This is a genomic window from Actinoplanes sp. NPDC051494 (genome assembly GCF_044454705.1).
Classification (GTDB): domain Bacteria; phylum Actinomycetota; class Actinomycetes; order Mycobacteriales; family Micromonosporaceae; genus Actinoplanes.
The window spans coordinates 16,966-31,848 of record NZ_JBITDZ010000022.1 but is presented as its reverse complement, the minus strand read 5'-3'; the positions used below and the strand labels follow the sequence as shown (position 1 = coordinate 31,848).

Genomic DNA, 14,883 nt, shown 5'->3' with positions numbered 1-14,883 from the left:
GGGGGCTACGGGACGGGCCTAGCGTTACGCCCGTGCTGATCGAATCCCGTCCTGCCACGGACCCCGGGCTCGCCGTCCTCCTGACAGCTCAGCGACACGCGTTCGACCCGGCCCTGTCGTACCTGGCCGGGGTCGTGGACGGCCGGGTCGTCGCCTGCGGCGGCTGGCAGGCCCTCGGGCCGGGCGCCGCCGAGCTCAAGCGGTTGTACGTACGGCCCGCCTTCCGGGGCCGGGGACTCGCCCGCCAGCTGGTGGTGGCGCTGGAGGAGGAGGCGCTGGCCGCCGGCCGGCCGGTGCTGCGGCTCGAGGTCGCCCGGTGCCTCACGGACGCGATCGAGCTGTTCCGCTCGTCGGGTTACCGGGAGCGCACGTCAGCCGCGGCGGTGGTGTTCGAAAAGACACTGTCTTTCGACGAGTTTTTTGTCATGACCGGCGTCGCGGTGGGGCGTGGTGCACCACTACGGGCATGATGGGGCGCATGCCGAGTTTGACCCGCGCCGAGGCTACCGCCCGAGCCGCCACCGTCACCGTCACCGGATACCGGATCGACCTCGATCTGACCGGCGACGGCGACACCTTCCTGTCCCGCACCGTGCTCACCTTCGACGGGGAGCCCGGTGGCTCCACGTTCGTCGAGCTGGAGCCGGTCGAGCTGCTGTCCGCCACCCTGAACGGGACCCCGGTCGACCCGGCGGCCCTGGCGGACGAGCGGCTCACCCTCACCGGGCTGGCCGCGGCCAACGAGCTCGTGGTCGAGGGCAGGATGCGCTACTCGCGCAGCGGCGAGGGCCTGCACCGCTTCGTCGACCCGGCCGATCAGCGGGTCTACCTGTACGCCCAGATGTTCCTCGACGGGGCCCGGCGGATCTTCCCCTGCTTCGACCAGCCTGACCTCAAGGCGCCGTTCACGCTGACCGTCACCGCCCCCGCGGACTGGATCGTGGCCGCGAACGGCGAGCTGGACGGGGAGCCCGAGGGCGGGGTCTGGAAGTTCCGGCCGACCAAGCCGCTGTCGACGTACTTCGCGTCGCTGGTCGCCGGGCCGTACCACGCGCGGACCGACGAGCACGACGGCATCCCGCTGGCGATCTACGCCCGGCAGGCGCTCGCGGCGAACCTCGACGAGCAGGCCGAGGAGATCTTCACGATCACCAAGCAGTGCCTGGACCGCTACCACCAGATCTTCGACGTGCGGTACCCCTTCGGCCACTACGGCCAGGCGTTCGTGCCCGAGTTCAACTTCGGCGCGATGGAGAACCCGGGCATCGTCGTGTTCCGCGACGAGTACATCTTCCGTTCCGCGGTCACCGACAGTGAGCGCGAGCAGCGGGCGATGGTGATCGCGCACGAGATGGCCCACCAGTGGTTCGGCGACCTGGTGACCATGGCCTGGTGGGACGACCTCTGGCTGAACGAGTCGTTCGCCGAGTACCTGGGCAGCCGGATCACCGCCGAGGCGACCGACTTCAAGGACGCCTGGACCACGTTCGCGCTGCACCGCAAGGCCTGGGGCATCCGCGCCGACCAGCGGCCCTCGACGCACCCGGTGGCCCCGGTGGACGTGTCGGACACCGCGCTGGCGCTGCTCAACTTCGACGGGATCTCGTACGCGAAGGGTGCCTCGGTCCTGCGGCAGCTTGTCGCCTTCGTCGGCGACAAGGCGTTCCTCGCCGGTCTCAACGAGCACTTCGCGTCGCACGCGTACGCCAACGCGACGCTGGCCGACCTGCTCGCCGCCGTGTCCCAGGCGAGCGGGCGCGACCTGAGCTCCTGGGCCGACCGCTGGTTGCGCAGCGCCCAGGTCAACACCATCCGGGCCGAGGTCGAGCACGCCGCCGACGGCACGTATTCCCAGGTCGCGCTCGTGCAGACGGCACCCGAGGGCTATCCGACGCTGCGCCCGCACAAGCTGTTCGTCGGCCTCTACGACCACGGGGTGGACGGGGCCGTGACGCTGCGCCGCAAGGTCGAGGTGGAACTGGACCCGGACGTGGACGGCGGGCGTACCCTGCTGCCCGACCTGACCGGTGAGCCGGCGGCCACGCTCCTGCTGGTCAACGACGGCGATCTGGCGTACGCGAAGATCCGCCTGGACGAGTCCTCGGCCGGCGCCGTGCCGCTGGTCCTGCCGTTGCTGGAGGACTCGCTGGCCCGGGCCGTGCTCTGGAGCTCGATGCTCGACGCGGTCACCGACGCCGAACGCCCGGTCGCGGAGCTGGTCACCCTGATCCTCGCCGCGCTCCCGGTGGAGCGTGAGGTGGTGATCGTCGAGGACGTGCTGAGCACCGCCCGTGGCCTGGTGGACCGGTACCCGGCCCCGGAAGCCCGGTCGGCGGCGCTCGAACTGCTCGCCCAGGCCTGTGACCGGCTGGTCGCGGCGGCCGAACCGGGGAGTTCCCGTCAGCTCGCCGGGGTGCGCGGCCTGATCGGCGCGACGATCGACACCGTACGTCTCAAGGGCTGGCTCGCCGGCGAGAACGTGCCCACCGGTGTGGCCGTCGACGACGACCTGGGCTGGCTGATCCTGTACCGCTTGGTGGTGCTCGGCGCCGCCGGTACGGACGAGATCGAGGCGCGTTTCGAGGCCGACCGCAGCGCTTCCGGGGAGCAGTGGGCGACCCGGTGCCGCGCGGCGCTGCCGGACGCCGACGCCAAGGCCCGTGCCTGGGACTACCTGATCAACGATCCGGACGCGTCGAACCGGTTGCTGGAGGCCACGGCGCAGGGGTTCTGGCATGCCGAGCAGCTCGAGCTGGTCGCCCCGTACACCGAGCGTTACTTCACCGAGGTCCCGCAGATGCTGGCGCGCCGGGGCGGGATGAGTGGCGAGCGGGTGGCCGTGACGGCGTACCCATCGGTGGTGGTCTCGGAACGGACCCGGCAGCTCGCCGCGGACCTGATGGCCTCGCCGGACGTGTCGTCCATCATGCATCGGGTGGTCACCGACGGCGACGACGACGTGCGCCGTGCCCTGGTCGCCCGGGGATAGATGATTTTGCCCATTCCGTCCCGCTTCACCCGTTAGCCTTCTGGGACAGGGGGTGGGCGGTGGAATGGTCGGAAGAGCTGTCGAAGGGCGTGCTGGCGGCCGTCCAGGACGCGGTGCTGGTCGTCGACGACGGGCGGATCGTCCTGGCCAACGACCGGGCCCGGGAGTCCTTCCGGCACGACCTCCTGGGTCAGCCCGTGGACCGGTTCTTCCGGGACGGGTTCCTGCGGTCCCGCGACCGGGGGCCGCACTTCGCCCAGGGATGCCGGGAGGGCGGAACCGAGTTCCCCGCCGAGGTCACCCTGTCGATCATGGGCGGGTGCACGGTCGTCGCGGTCCGCGACGTCACTGAGCGTCACGAGTTGCGCGCCGAGGCCTCCAGTCAGCGACACCGCCGGCTGGAGGCGCTCGGGCAGCTCGCCGGCGGCGTCGCGCACGACTTCAACAACCTGCTCGGCGTGATCGTCAACTACGCCAACTTCGTCATCGAGGAAGCCGAGGGGGAGAAGCCGGACGCCGCCACCATCGTCTCGGACGCCCAGCAGGTGGTCCGGGCCGGCGAGCGGGGCACCACACTCACCCATCAGCTGCTCAAGTTCGCCCGGCGTGAAGTCGTGCGGCCCCAGGTGCTCGACCTCAACGACGCGGTCGCGGACGCCGGACAACGGCTGCGCGAGATCCTCGGCGACGGGATCGAGCTGATCACCCGCCCGGCCGCCGGGCTGCCGTCGATCACCTGCGACCCCGCCCAGATCGAACAGGTGCTGGTCAGCCTGACCGGCAACGCCCGCGACGCGATGCCCACCGGCGGCAACCTCGTCATCGACACCGCGGCCGCGCACCTGGCGACGGGGGAGCACCCCGAACTCGCCCCCGGCGACTACGTCCGGCTCCGGGTCAGTGACTCCGGCCGGGGGATGACGCCGGACGTGATCGAGCGCGCGTTCGAGCCGTTCTTCACCACCCGGCCCAACCACGAGGCCACCGGGCTGGGGCTGGCCACCGTGTACGGGATCGTCACCCAGGCCGGCGGCAGTGTCAGCATCGCCTCCGAGCCGAATCTGGGCACCACGGTGACCGTGCTGCTGCCGTCCTGTGCCGCCTCCTCCGCCGCGTCCTCGGACGAGGAGCCGGCCGGCGGGCGGGACACCGCCGGAAAGGGCGAGACCCTGCTGGTCGTGGAGGACGAGGCAGCCCTGCGGGACGTGGCCGGGCGGATCCTCTCCGGGGCCGGCTACCGGGTCCTGGCCGCGGACGGCGGGCCGATGGCGCTGGAGCTGGCGTCGCTGCACGACGGCGCGATCGACCTGCTGGTCAGCGACGTGGTGATGCCCGGCATGCTGGGCAAGGAGCTGGCCGAACGACTGGTGGACGTCCGGCCGGACACCCGGGTGCTGTACATGTCCGGGTACGCGCAGCCGGTGCTGGCCTCACAGGGCACCCTCGACCCCGGCGTGGCGCTGCTGGAGAAGCCGTTCACCGCCGAGGACCTGCTCAGCGCCGTCCGCAGGCGTCTCGACGGTTGATCTAGTATTCGTCGATGCGTACGCGGCGACGGATCGGGATCATGGGTGGCACGTTCGACCCGATCCACCACGGTCACCTGGTGGCGGCCAGCGAGGTGCAGAGCCGCTTCGACCTGGACGAGGTGGTCTTCGTCCCGACCGGCCAGCCCTATCAGAAGGGCGGCGCGGTCAGCTCGCCCGAGGACAGATACCTGATGACGGTCATCGCCACGGCGTCGAACCCCCGGTTCCACGTGAGCCGGGCGGACATCGATCGGGACGGGCCCACGTACACCATCGACACGCTGCGTGATTTCCATGCGATCTACGGCTCGGAGACCGAGTTGTTCTTCATCACCGGGGCGGACGCGCTCGCGAAGATCCTGTCATGGAAGGACGCGCTGGAGATGCTGTCGCTGGCGCACTTCGTCGGCGTCACCCGGCCGGGGTTCGAGCTCTCCGACAAGCACCTGCCGGCGGACACCGCGACGCTGGTGGAAGTGCCGGCCATGGCCATCTCGTCCAGCGCCTGCCGCGCTCGGGTGGGCGAGGGAGAGCCCGTATGGTATCTCGTCCCCGACGGTGTGGTGCAGTACATCGCCAAGCGGGAGCTTTACCGGGGATAGGTTGTCGGACCGGTGTGAGAGGCTTGTACCTCTGTAACCCCCAAGGAAGGGAGACCGGTGCCCGTCACCGATCGCGCCCGCGAGCTCGCGCTGGCAGCGGCGCAGGCCGCCGCGGACAAGAAGGCTCAGGACATCGTCCTCATCGACGTGTCCGAGCAGCTCTACATCACCGACGCGTTCGTCATCGCGTCGGCGTCCAACGAGCGCCAGGTCGGCTCGATCGTCGACGCCATCGAGGAGGCACTGCTCACCCTTCCCGAGAAGGCCAAGCCGGTGCGCCGCGAGGGTGAGCGCCAGGGCCGCTGGGTCCTGCTCGACTTCGTCGACATCGTCGTGCACGTCCAGCACGAGGAGGAGCGGGAGTTCTACGCCCTCGACAAGCTGTGGAAGGACTGCCCGCTGATCGAGTTCGTCGATCGCGACATGGCTGACGCCGAGACGGCATGACCGCCACCAGGCTGATCGTCTGGCGGCACGGCAACACGGACTGGAACGCGGGACACCGCGTCCAGGGCCAGACCGACGTGCCGCTCAACGACCTGGGTCGCCAGCAGGCGGTGGACGCGGCGGAGCTGCTCGTACGGCTGCGCCCCGGCGTGCTCGTCGCCAGCGACCTGATCCGGGCCTCCGACACCGCCGCCGCGCTGGCCGCGCTCACCGGCCTGCCGGTGAGCTACGACGAGCGGCTGCGCGAGCGGCACTTCGGCGCGTGGCAGGGCCTCACCATGACCGAGGTCGCCGAGCAGCGCCCGGCGGAGTACGCCCGCTGGAAAGCCGGCGAGTCGGCCATCGGCGGCGACGTCGAGTCCCTCGACGACCTGGGCAAGCGGGTGGCCGAAGGACTGCAGGCCGCCGCCGACCTGGTCCCGGACGGCGGCACCGTGATCGTGGCCACCCACGGCGCGGCGGCCCGTCAGGGCGTCGGGCACCTGCTCGGCTGGCAGAGCGAGCAGCTGCGCACCCTGCGCGCGCTGCAGAACTGCCACTGGGCCGAGCTGAGCCATGACGGCTCGCGGGGGTGGCAGCTCGCGGCGTACAACGTCGGGCCGTTCTCCGACCGCCCGGTCCCGCCGCCGGTCTGATGCCTCCTCTCCGCCTCGCCGCCGGTTTTGTCCTGCTGGCGCTGTCGCTGTCGGCGTGCGCCAACGGTTCTTCCTCGCCGGTTTTGTCTTCTTCGTCTAGCTCAGGGGAGTCGAGTATGGCCGAGCAGACCATCTCCGGGACCATCAGCGCCGGGGTCGAGGCCGGCTGCCTGCTCCTCGACGACCACCTGCTGATCATCGAGGACGAGGGCCTGCGGGCGCTCGCCGTGCCCGGCACCTCGGTCACCGTCACCGGCAGCACCAGAAGCGGCATGATGACCACCTGCATGCAGGGAACCCCGTTCGCCGTCACTTCTCTGCGGGCGAACTAGCCCCACATCGGCTACGGTGCCCGCATGGCCGTCGCGGTTGTCACCGACTCCACCGCGTACCTCCCCGCCGAGCTGCACGGCACCTACGACCTAACCGTGGTCCCGCTCACCGTCGTCATCAACGGTGACGAGGGGCGCGAGGGCGAAGAGATGTTCCCCGGCGAGGTGGCCCGCGCGCTCCGGACCCGGCGGGCCGCCGTCAGCACGTCACGTCCGGCGCCCTCGCAGTTCGTCGCCGCGTACACCGAACTGCTCGACGCGGGGGCGGACGGCATCGTCTCGGTCCACCTCTCCTCCAAACTCTCCGGGACCTACGACGCGGCGATGTTGGCCGCGGCCGAGATCGGCCCGAGGATCCAGGTGGTGGACAGCGGGACAACCGGCATGGGGCTGGGCTTCGCGGCACTGGCCGCGGCCGCCGCGGCCCGCGACAATCAAGACCTGCCTTCGGTACGCGCGGAAGCGGCCGCCCACGCGAGTCAGGTGAGCACCCTCTTCTACGTCGACACGCTGGAGTTCCTCCGCCGGGGTGGCCGCATGGGGGCAGCATCGGCGCTGCTGGGCACAGCCCTGGCGGTCAAACCGATCCTGCACGTGCTGGACGGCGCGATCGTGGTCCGCGACAAGGTCCGCACGGCCGGCCGGGCCCTCGCCCGCCTCGTGGACCTCGCGGTGGAAGCCTCCGGAACGGGCGAGGTCGACATCGCGGTCCACCACCTCGAAGCGGCGGACCGGGCGGGGGCGCTCGCGGACGCGGTGTCGATGCGCCTCGGCGACCGATTACGGGACTGCTACATCACCGAGATCGGCGCGGTGGTCGCCGCCCACGTCGGCCCGGGCGCGGCCGGCGTCGTGGTCCACCGCCGCTCCTGACCGGTCCTCTCCCGCCGCCATCGTGCCCACGCCTTGCTCTTTCGCTGCGGCGTTCTCAGGTCGGCCAGGCCTCCGCGCGCCAGCGTTCGGGGGACAGGTTCTGCGGGATCAGGGTTCCGGTGAGCTCGGCCCATGATCGGATCTCCGCACCGAACTGCACCTCATCGGCCTCCGGCAACAATGCCGGCCCGTCCGCCGGCCACAAAGCCCTGGTGCGACCGTCCTCCGTGATCAACAACTCCGCCGCCAGCGGCAGGTGCACGGCCTGACGCGCATATTCGCGCACGGCGAGGACCGCTTTGGCACGCCGGACACAGATGTCGTAGGGAGAGCCGGGTTTAGCATCGTAAGGTATGGTCCGACCACTTTCGTCGGAAACGTAAGCCATCGGCGTGATCGATCGTGGCGACGCGAGATAGACCGCTTCAGCCCGGGCGAAAAGGCCGCTCAAATGAGCGCTGTCATCCGCGGTGACCAGCAGAAGCCCTCGCTCCGGCGCGAAAGCCACCGGCCTGCCGCCCACTTGGCCGGCCAGGGCGGCGAGCCAGCCGTCGAGCAGAAGATGCGACGTCCAGTACGCGTCGCCGTCGTCCACGAATTGAACGACGACCGGTTCTGCGGCGACGCCCATGAGGGTGGCGCCGGAAAGATTGTCCCGGGCCGCGGCGAATACTTCGGCGTCCGTGACACCCCAGCCATGGGCAGCGTTCACATACGTCATGGTGTCCGGCTGATCGACCACCACGAATTCCGCCAGCAGTGGGAAAGCGGGCCGGCACAACGGCGCCGAGACGTCCGAGGTGGTGGTGACTCCCCGCAGCACCGGCCGCAACAACGGGCGTGCCTCGGCCCAGTTCGCCGGCAATCCCGGGGCTCGCAGGAAGCCGGCCACGAACGACGTGACCTGCCCGCGTTTCACTTCGTCGAGCCGCAGCACACTCGGCTGGTCGTCGCCGGGCCGGACAAATCGCACCGTGAACGACGCGGAGTGGTAGCGCGCGTCCGTCATCCCCGACCGGCGCAGTCGTTTGATGACCTGGCTGGCCAGGCGCGCCCGGGCGACTCTCCGGAACAGGCCCACGCCCCTCGTGCCTCCCCACCCACATCGCAGGGCGCCGACTTTATCGGTTCAGTCTGTGGGCTGTCACGACCGTAGCTTCAAGATCATCTTCGTGGTGCACCTCCGGGTACAGACCGGCAGCGCGGACCAGGCCCATGGCGACGTCGATCTGTGCCTCCGTGATCTCGGAGAGCAACAATCCGCCCGGACGAAGCCATGCGCCGGCCCCGTCGAGCACGGCACGGAAGACGTCGAGACCGTCATCACCACCGTCGAGAGCGGTCTGCGGTTCGTGCAATCGGGCCTCGGCCGGGAGGAAAGGAATGTGCCGGGTGGCGACATAAGGGACATTGGCCAGGAGAATGTCGACCTGGCCACGGAGGTGGCCGGGAAGCGCGTCGAAAAGATCACCCGCGAAAACCTGACCGCCAATATTGTCCTTCGCGCAGGCCACCGCGGCGGGATCACTGTCCGCGGCATAGAGGTCCGCCCCGGGTACGAGGTGCACAAAAGCCAGTCCCAATGCCCCGGAACCACAGCAAAGGTCGACGACCGTTTCCTTACCGTGGGCCTTTGCCGCGGCGATACGTACCAGGAACTCGCTGCGCACCCGCGGAACAAAAACGCCGGGCCGTAACCGGACGCGGATCCCGCAGAAGTCGGCATACCCCACCACCTGCTCCAACGGCTCCCCGTCGGCCCGGCGGCGGACCAGCTCCCACAGCCTGTCCTCGGTGCCCTTTCCCGCCGGCTCACCTACGGCCTCGATCAGCATCGCAGCCTCGTCCTCGGCGAAAACACAGCCGGCTGCCCGGAGTCGCCGAACCGTTTCTACTACCACAGATTCCATCGTGCCCCCGGTTATCCACAATGCGCTTCTGTCCACAGGCACCCGAGCGGCGCTGCCCGCGAAAACCCTACGGTCGCGGCGTGAGAGAGGCGAGCACCCCCGATGACCTCATCCGAACCAGACTCGACACGATCCTGCCCACCCCACCCGCGCTGGCAGGTTCGCCGATGCCGGCATCCATGACCGGTCTGCCGGAACCCACGGCCGTCGCGACGCCGGCAGCCATGACAGATCTGCCGGTGACCAGGGCCGGGAAGCCGGCGCTCAAGGCCGTTCCTCCGGCGCCGGTAGCCGGGAGGCCGGTCCGCCCTGCTGCTCCGGCCCGGTCCACGGGCTCGGCCTGGCACACGGACTCACCCTGGGCGTCGCCGCCCACCCGTCTTGCCGGAACGCTGCCCGCTGACCCACCGCGGGCAGTATCGACGGGCATGACCGGAACAGCTCCGGCGACGTCGTCCCCGGCCTTCCCGGACCCGGACGGATCGCCTTTGAACTGGGCTGACGTGGTGCCAGGCTGGGCGAACGCGATCCCTGGCTGGCCGCACGACGCCACCGGATGGCCCGACGATGTGACGCTGCCCGAGCCGGACCCTCCCGTGCCGCCCACGAGCCCGCCGCAGTCGTGGAACGCACCGGTGGACCTCGCCTATCGTCCTGCGTGGACAGCTGAGGACACCCCGCTGCGCCCGGCCTGGCCGGCTGCGGCGTCATCAGTCGACCAGGGCTCGTCATCGGCTACGGCCGGAGGTGCCACGGCGTCCGGATGGTCCATCGATGCTGAGCTGTCGGCCTGGCCATATACGGATAATTCGGCGCCAGCGACCGCCTCGGATCCATTCCCTGCCCAGCCTCACCCTGCCGCCTCATCCGTATGGGCCGAGGCGGGCCGCTCGCCCGCGCCGTCCGGGACGGGAGGCCGATCCGCGCGGGGCGGAGTGGGCGGCCTGTCCGCTCCCGCCGCTGCTCCTGACCGGGTGGTGACCGGTCCTGCCTGGGCGGCGGCTGATTTTGGCCAGACCGCCACAGGCTGGGACGAACCCGCGACAGGCCGAGACGGGGCCGCCATAGGCTGGGACGAGACCGCCACAGGCCGGGACCGGGCCGCTACAGACCGAGACGGGGCCGCTGCTGGGCGGAACCGGGCCACCAGTGGTCGGGATCGGGCCGTCGGCGGAGCGTTTAAAGAGCGCGATCTGCCGGCCCCGGGGCGGGTCCCACCTGGGTGGCCGGACGCGGGGATGACCGGCCACGGCTCTGCTTCTGGGCCGGATTCGCCCGATGACGAGGATCCTCGACCGCTCACCGGTGCGGGCGCCTTCGACGACAGTCTCCGGTCTCGGCTGAGCGGGCTCTTCGATCCTGGTCGGCGTGGGGTCAGGGCTCTCGCCGCGGTCGCGATCGTGGTGGTACTGCTCGCCGCGTTCCTGGCCTGGCGGGCCCGTCCTCGAGTCGATCCGGTGGTCCCACCGCTGGCAGCGGCCGGTTCGGTGGCGGACGGCGCACCGTTCGGCGGCGCGGACACCGATGGCGTGCCGGGACCTTCTGCGCCCGGTGCCTCCGCGGCCGGGATCGTGGTCGCGGTGGGCGGAAAGGTCCGCAAGCCCGGTCTGGTGCGGCTCGTGGCCGGGTCGCGGGTGGCCGACGCGCTCCAGGCCGCGGGTGGCGCCGAGCCCGGGGTCGATGTGGCCCCACTGAATCTTGCCAGGAAAGTGGTCGACGGCGAACTCATCATGGTCGGTGTGACCCCGCCGCCGGGCGCACCCGCCGGCGCCTCCCCGGGTGGGGCCGCGGCCCCCGGTGCGCCGGTCAATCTCAACACCGCGACCCTGGCCGAGCTGGACACGCTTCCCGGGGTCGGTCCGGTCCTGGCTCAGCGAATCCTCGACGCACGGGACGCGCAGGGCGGATTCAAAGCGGTCACGGATCTCCGCAAGGTGGAGGGGATCGGGACCGCCCGCTTCGAGCAGCTCAAAGACCTGGTGACGATATGACCCGCCGGCCACCGGCCAAGCGTGCGGAGAGCGGGTCCGCACCACCGGACCTTCGTCTTGCCGGATTCGCCGTAGCGCTGTGGCTCGCTGCCCTGGCCTGTCTCTACCTGTCGTTCCGCATCGGCCTGCTCGTCGGTGCCGGATGTTTCGCCGGGGCGGCCGCCGACCTGGTGCTTCGGCGCTTTCGGGGATCGGTCGGCGCGTTGGTCCGTACGGTGCGCTGGATCGTCCTGTCCGCGCTGCTCGGTGCCGGGTGCGGGGCCGTTGCCACGGCCGCCCGGGTGCACACCCGGGAAGCCGAGCCGCTCGCCGCTCTTGTCGAGGCCGGTGCCACCGTACGGGTGGACGTGGTCGTTCGGGACGATCCACGGGCGCTCGAAAGCGCAGCGGGCATGCCACCCACCTACCTGATTCCTGTCGATCTGACCGCCGTTCACCCAGCGGACGCCCCCTCGGCACGCCTGTCCGCGCGTGCCCTGGTCCTGGGCTCCGACCCCGGATGGCGTCCGTTGCTGCCGGGGCAGCGCGCCACGGCGAGCGGCCGGCTCCAGTCACCGCGCGGCGGCGACCTCACCGCGGCCGTACTGTCCATCAAGGACCCGCCGATCCTGCATGGCCGATCGTCGTGGTCCCAGCGTGCGGCGGGTGCACTGCGGACCGGTCTGCAGCGCGCCTGCGCACCGCTGCCCGACGACGTGGGCGGCCTGCTTCCCGGGCTGGTCGTCGGCGACACCAGCCGGATGGACCCGGCGTTGCGGGAAGACTTCCGCGCGACCGGAATGACGCATCTGACCGCGGTGAGCGGGGCGAACGTCGCCATCCTGCTGGGTGTGGTGCTGTACGCGGTTCGCTGGGCGCGGGCCGGGCCCGCTGTCACCGTGCTGATCTGCGCCGTGGTGCTCGCCGGATTCGTCATCCTCGCGCGGCCCTCGCCGAGTGTCGTGCGGGCCGCCGCGATGGGGACGATCGGGCTCCTTGCGCTGGCCGGTGGTCGCCCGCGTGCCGCGGTACCCGCACTGGCCGCGGGTGTCGCCGTCCTGGTCGTCCTCGACCCCGAGCTGGCCGGGGACATCGGCTTCGCGCTGTCGGTACTGGCCACCGGCGGGTTGTTGCTGCTCGCACCCCAGTGGCGGGACGCGCTGGAGCGCCGGCGATGGCCGACGTGGGCCGCGGAGGCGCTGGCCGTGCCGGCGGCGGCTCAGGTCGCCTGCGGGCCGGTGGTGGCGGGCATCTCGGCCAGCGTCAGCTTCGTCGCCGTACCCGCGAACCTGCTGGTGGTGCCCGCGATCGCACCGGCCACCCTGCTCGGGGTCGGTGCTGCGGTGCTGTCGCCGCTCTGGCCCACCGGTGCGGAATACCTGGCGTGGGGCGGCCAGTGGCCGACGCGCTGGCTCGTGCTCGTCGCGACGCACGGTTCCCGGCTGCCCGCCGGCGCGTTGCCCTGGCCCGGCGGTGTGCCCGGGGCGCTCCTGCTCGCGGTGCTCACCGTCGCGTCGCTGATCGCCACCCGCAGGCCCGTCGTGCGCAGGCTGGTCGCGGTGGTCGCGGTGAGTGCGATCCTGGGAGCCCTTCCGGTACGGCTGATCGCTGCCGGATGGCCGCCACCGCACTGGATCGTCGTGACGTGTGCGGTGGGGCAGGGTGACGCGATCGTCCTGCCCGCCGGCCCGGGCCGGGGCGTGGTGATCGACGCCGGTCCGGACGCGACCGTGGTCGACAACTGCCTGCGGCGGCTGGGGGTACGCGAGGTCGTGCTGTTCGTGGTCAGCCACTTCCACGTCGACCACATCGGTGGGGTCGCCGGGGTGTTCCGCGGTCGCACGGTCGCCGGGGTCGTCACACCCGACTGGCCGGATCCTCCCGCCGGTCAGGCCGCGGTGCGTGATCAAGCGGTTCGGGCGCGGGCACCCCTGGCCGCCGTCGGACCTGGCTGGCGGTACACAGCTGGTGACCTCGACCTGCTGGTGATCGGTCCCTTGGAACCTTTGCACGGCACCAATTCCGATCCGAACAACAACTCTCTGGTGCTCCGGGCGCGGGTCGGTGGCCGGACGGTTCTGCTGCCCGGTGACGCCGAGACCGAGGAGCAACAGGAACTCCTCACCCACCTGGGTCCACAGGCTCTGCGCGCGGACGTGCTGAAGGTCTCGCACCACGGGAGCGCCTACCAGTCGGTGGAATTCGTGGATGCCGTCGACCCGGCGGTGGCCCTGATCTCGGTCGGACTGGGCAACGACTACGGGCACCCGAATCCCGCGCTGCTGCAGCGGTTGTCACGCAGCGGGGCCCGTGTCCTGCGTACCGATGAAGGGGATGACCTGGCAGCGGTGCGGATCCCCGATGGGTTGGCGGTCGTCGCCCGCGGCGACCCACCACCGCCGTGAGGTGCGGTGCCGAGGTTGCCGGGTCAGGCGGTCAGCCATTCATCGAATGTCTGGACACCGCGCGGTCCTGGGTCCCGCGGCAACAGGCCGCCGCTGCTCATCGGGCCGGGAATCCACAGTGGCAGGACCGGTCGCCGCCGCGCGCCGCCCGCCGCGATCAGGCGGCGGGCCATGTTGACCAGCGATTCCACCCGGGGACCGGCCAGGTCGGGAGCCATGCCCTGCGGGGCTGCCCCGGCCGAGGTCACCAGAGCGGCGGCCACCTCGCGTACGGCGATGGGCTGGGTCTTCATCGTCGGCACCAGCGCGACCGGGCCGGGCATGCCACTCAGCAACTGGCCCGCGAACTCGTGGAACTGGGTCGCCCGCAGAATGGTCCACGGCACCTGGCCCTCGCGTACGAGCTCCTCCTGGCGGACCTTTCCCGCGTAATACGGGTTCTTGACCCGATCGACGCCGACGATCGACAGCGTGACGAGGTGCCGCGCCCCGGCCCGGGCCGCCGCGGCGGTCAGGTTCCGGCCCGCCCTGTCGAAGAAACCGACCGAGACGGACCGTTTCATCGTGCTGACGTTGCTCACGTCGATCACCGTGTCGACGCCGGTCAGGGCCGCGTCCAGCCCGGCCCCGGTCAGCAGGTCCACCCCCACGCCCCGGGCCAGCACCACCGGCTCGTGCCCGGCGACGGTGAGAGCCTCCATCACACACCGCCCGGTGAGACCGGTCCCACCGGCAACCGCGATCCGCATCGTCCGCTCCTTCAGTCACTCACATCGTCCGGCCGTCAGATGGTGGACGACCACACGCGCGAAAAGGTGACGATCAGCGGAGTGACCGACCACACCATCGGGTGGGTGCTGGTGCCGGTGTGGAATTGGCAGGTGGTGGGTCGCTTACTCGTAGCGGCGGGAAGCGGACTGCCGGGCTCGCTGCTGGTCGTCCAGCTGGTCGGCCCATTGCCGGCCGGGGCGGGTCGCGTTGACTGATTCCGCTTCCGCCTGAGCTGTGGCCGATCCCGCCGCGAGAGGAGCGGCGGGATCGATGGGGCCGCCAGGGCCGAATGCCCATCGTTCCGGGTCGCTGGGCTGGTGATCGGTGCTCGGCCAGCGCTCCGGGGTCTCGGGGGCCGGCCACTGGTCCGCGAGGTTCGGCACGGCCGGTCGCTGCTCCGGATCGTGGGCGACAGCCGGT

The 14,883-nt window shown here is 71.0% G+C and carries 13 protein-coding genes; 10 read left to right on the top strand and 3 right to left on the bottom strand.

Going from position 1 to position 14,883, the window contains the following annotated elements:
- Window positions 1-32 precede the first annotated feature (32 nt).
- The 8 genes from ACIA6A_RS41065 to ACIA6A_RS41030 all read left to right on the top strand — a co-directional run bounded on the left by ACIA6A_RS41065 (window position 33) and on the right by ACIA6A_RS41030 (window position 7,407).
- On the top strand, window positions 33-470 hold the full coding sequence (locus ACIA6A_RS41065; RefSeq protein ID WP_396103576.1) for a GNAT family N-acetyltransferase: 438 nt from the start codon (window positions 33-35) through the stop codon (window positions 468-470).
- A gap of 8 nt (window positions 471-478) precedes the next feature.
- Window positions 479-2,989, top strand: a complete 2,511-nt coding sequence (gene pepN, locus ACIA6A_RS41060; protein ID WP_396103575.1) for an aminopeptidase N — start codon at window positions 479-481, stop codon at window positions 2,987-2,989.
- 59 nt (window positions 2,990-3,048) lie between these two features.
- Window positions 3,049-4,515, top strand: coding sequence for an ATP-binding protein (locus ACIA6A_RS41055; RefSeq protein WP_396103574.1), 1,467 nt, complete (start codon window positions 3,049-3,051; stop codon window positions 4,513-4,515).
- A 14-nt stretch (window positions 4,516-4,529) separates the two neighbouring features.
- Window positions 4,530-5,120 (top strand): nicotinate-nucleotide adenylyltransferase, encoded by a 591-nt coding sequence (gene nadD, locus ACIA6A_RS41050; RefSeq protein WP_396103573.1) that lies wholly within the window; start codon window positions 4,530-4,532, stop codon window positions 5,118-5,120.
- Between the two features lie 57 nt (window positions 5,121-5,177).
- The gene (gene rsfS / locus ACIA6A_RS41045; protein WP_396103572.1) at window positions 5,178-5,567 is read left to right on the top strand and encodes a ribosome silencing factor; all 390 of its coding nucleotides are present in this window, start codon (window positions 5,178-5,180) and stop codon (window positions 5,565-5,567) included.
- Complete coding sequence (locus ACIA6A_RS41040; RefSeq protein WP_396103571.1) at window positions 5,564-6,202, top strand: histidine phosphatase family protein; 639 nt, start codon at window positions 5,564-5,566, stop codon at window positions 6,200-6,202. The genes rsfS and ACIA6A_RS41040 overlap by 4 nt, the downstream gene beginning before the upstream one ends.
- A gap of 116 nt (window positions 6,203-6,318) precedes the next feature.
- Window positions 6,319-6,534, top strand: a complete 216-nt coding sequence (locus ACIA6A_RS41035; RefSeq protein WP_396103570.1) for a hypothetical protein — start codon at window positions 6,319-6,321, stop codon at window positions 6,532-6,534.
- Between the two features lie 24 nt (window positions 6,535-6,558).
- Window positions 6,559-7,407 carry a DegV family protein gene (locus tag ACIA6A_RS41030; protein ID WP_396103569.1) on the top strand — a complete coding sequence of 283 codons (849 nt, stop codon included), beginning with the start codon at window positions 6,559-6,561 and terminating at the stop codon, window positions 7,405-7,407.
- Window positions 7,408-7,462: 55 nt separating this feature from the next.
- On the opposite strand, the gene ACIA6A_RS41025 is transcribed toward ACIA6A_RS41030, so the two are convergent.
- Together ACIA6A_RS41025 and ACIA6A_RS41020 are read right to left on the bottom strand one after the other, a co-directional pair.
- Window positions 7,463-8,488, bottom strand: coding sequence for a hypothetical protein (locus ACIA6A_RS41025; RefSeq protein WP_396103568.1), 1,026 nt, complete (start codon window positions 8,486-8,488; stop codon window positions 7,463-7,465).
- Window positions 8,489-8,528: 40 nt separating this feature from the next.
- Window positions 8,529-9,317 carry a putative protein N(5)-glutamine methyltransferase gene (locus ACIA6A_RS41020; RefSeq protein WP_396103567.1) on the bottom strand — a complete coding sequence of 263 codons (789 nt, stop codon included), beginning with the start codon at window positions 9,315-9,317 and terminating at the stop codon, window positions 8,529-8,531.
- Between the two features lie 1,238 nt (window positions 9,318-10,555).
- On the opposite strand from ACIA6A_RS41020, the gene ACIA6A_RS41015 reads away from it, so the two are divergent.
- Both ACIA6A_RS41015 and ACIA6A_RS41010 read left to right on the top strand, forming a co-directional pair.
- Entirely contained in the window at window positions 10,556-11,308 is a 753-nt protein-coding gene (locus tag ACIA6A_RS41015; protein WP_396103566.1) for a helix-hairpin-helix domain-containing protein, read from the top strand.
- Window positions 11,305-13,692 carry a ComEC/Rec2 family competence protein gene (locus tag ACIA6A_RS41010; protein WP_396103565.1) on the top strand — a complete coding sequence of 796 codons (2,388 nt, stop codon included), beginning with the start codon at window positions 11,305-11,307 and terminating at the stop codon, window positions 13,690-13,692. Before ACIA6A_RS41015 ends, ACIA6A_RS41010 begins: the two co-directional genes overlap by 4 nt.
- A gap of 23 nt (window positions 13,693-13,715) precedes the next feature.
- Here ACIA6A_RS41010 and ACIA6A_RS41005 read toward each other — a convergent pair whose 3' ends face one another.
- Window positions 13,716-14,441 carry an SDR family oxidoreductase gene (locus ACIA6A_RS41005; RefSeq protein WP_396103564.1) on the bottom strand — a complete coding sequence of 242 codons (726 nt, stop codon included), beginning with the start codon at window positions 14,439-14,441 and terminating at the stop codon, window positions 13,716-13,718.
- Window positions 14,442-14,883 lie beyond the last annotated feature (442 nt).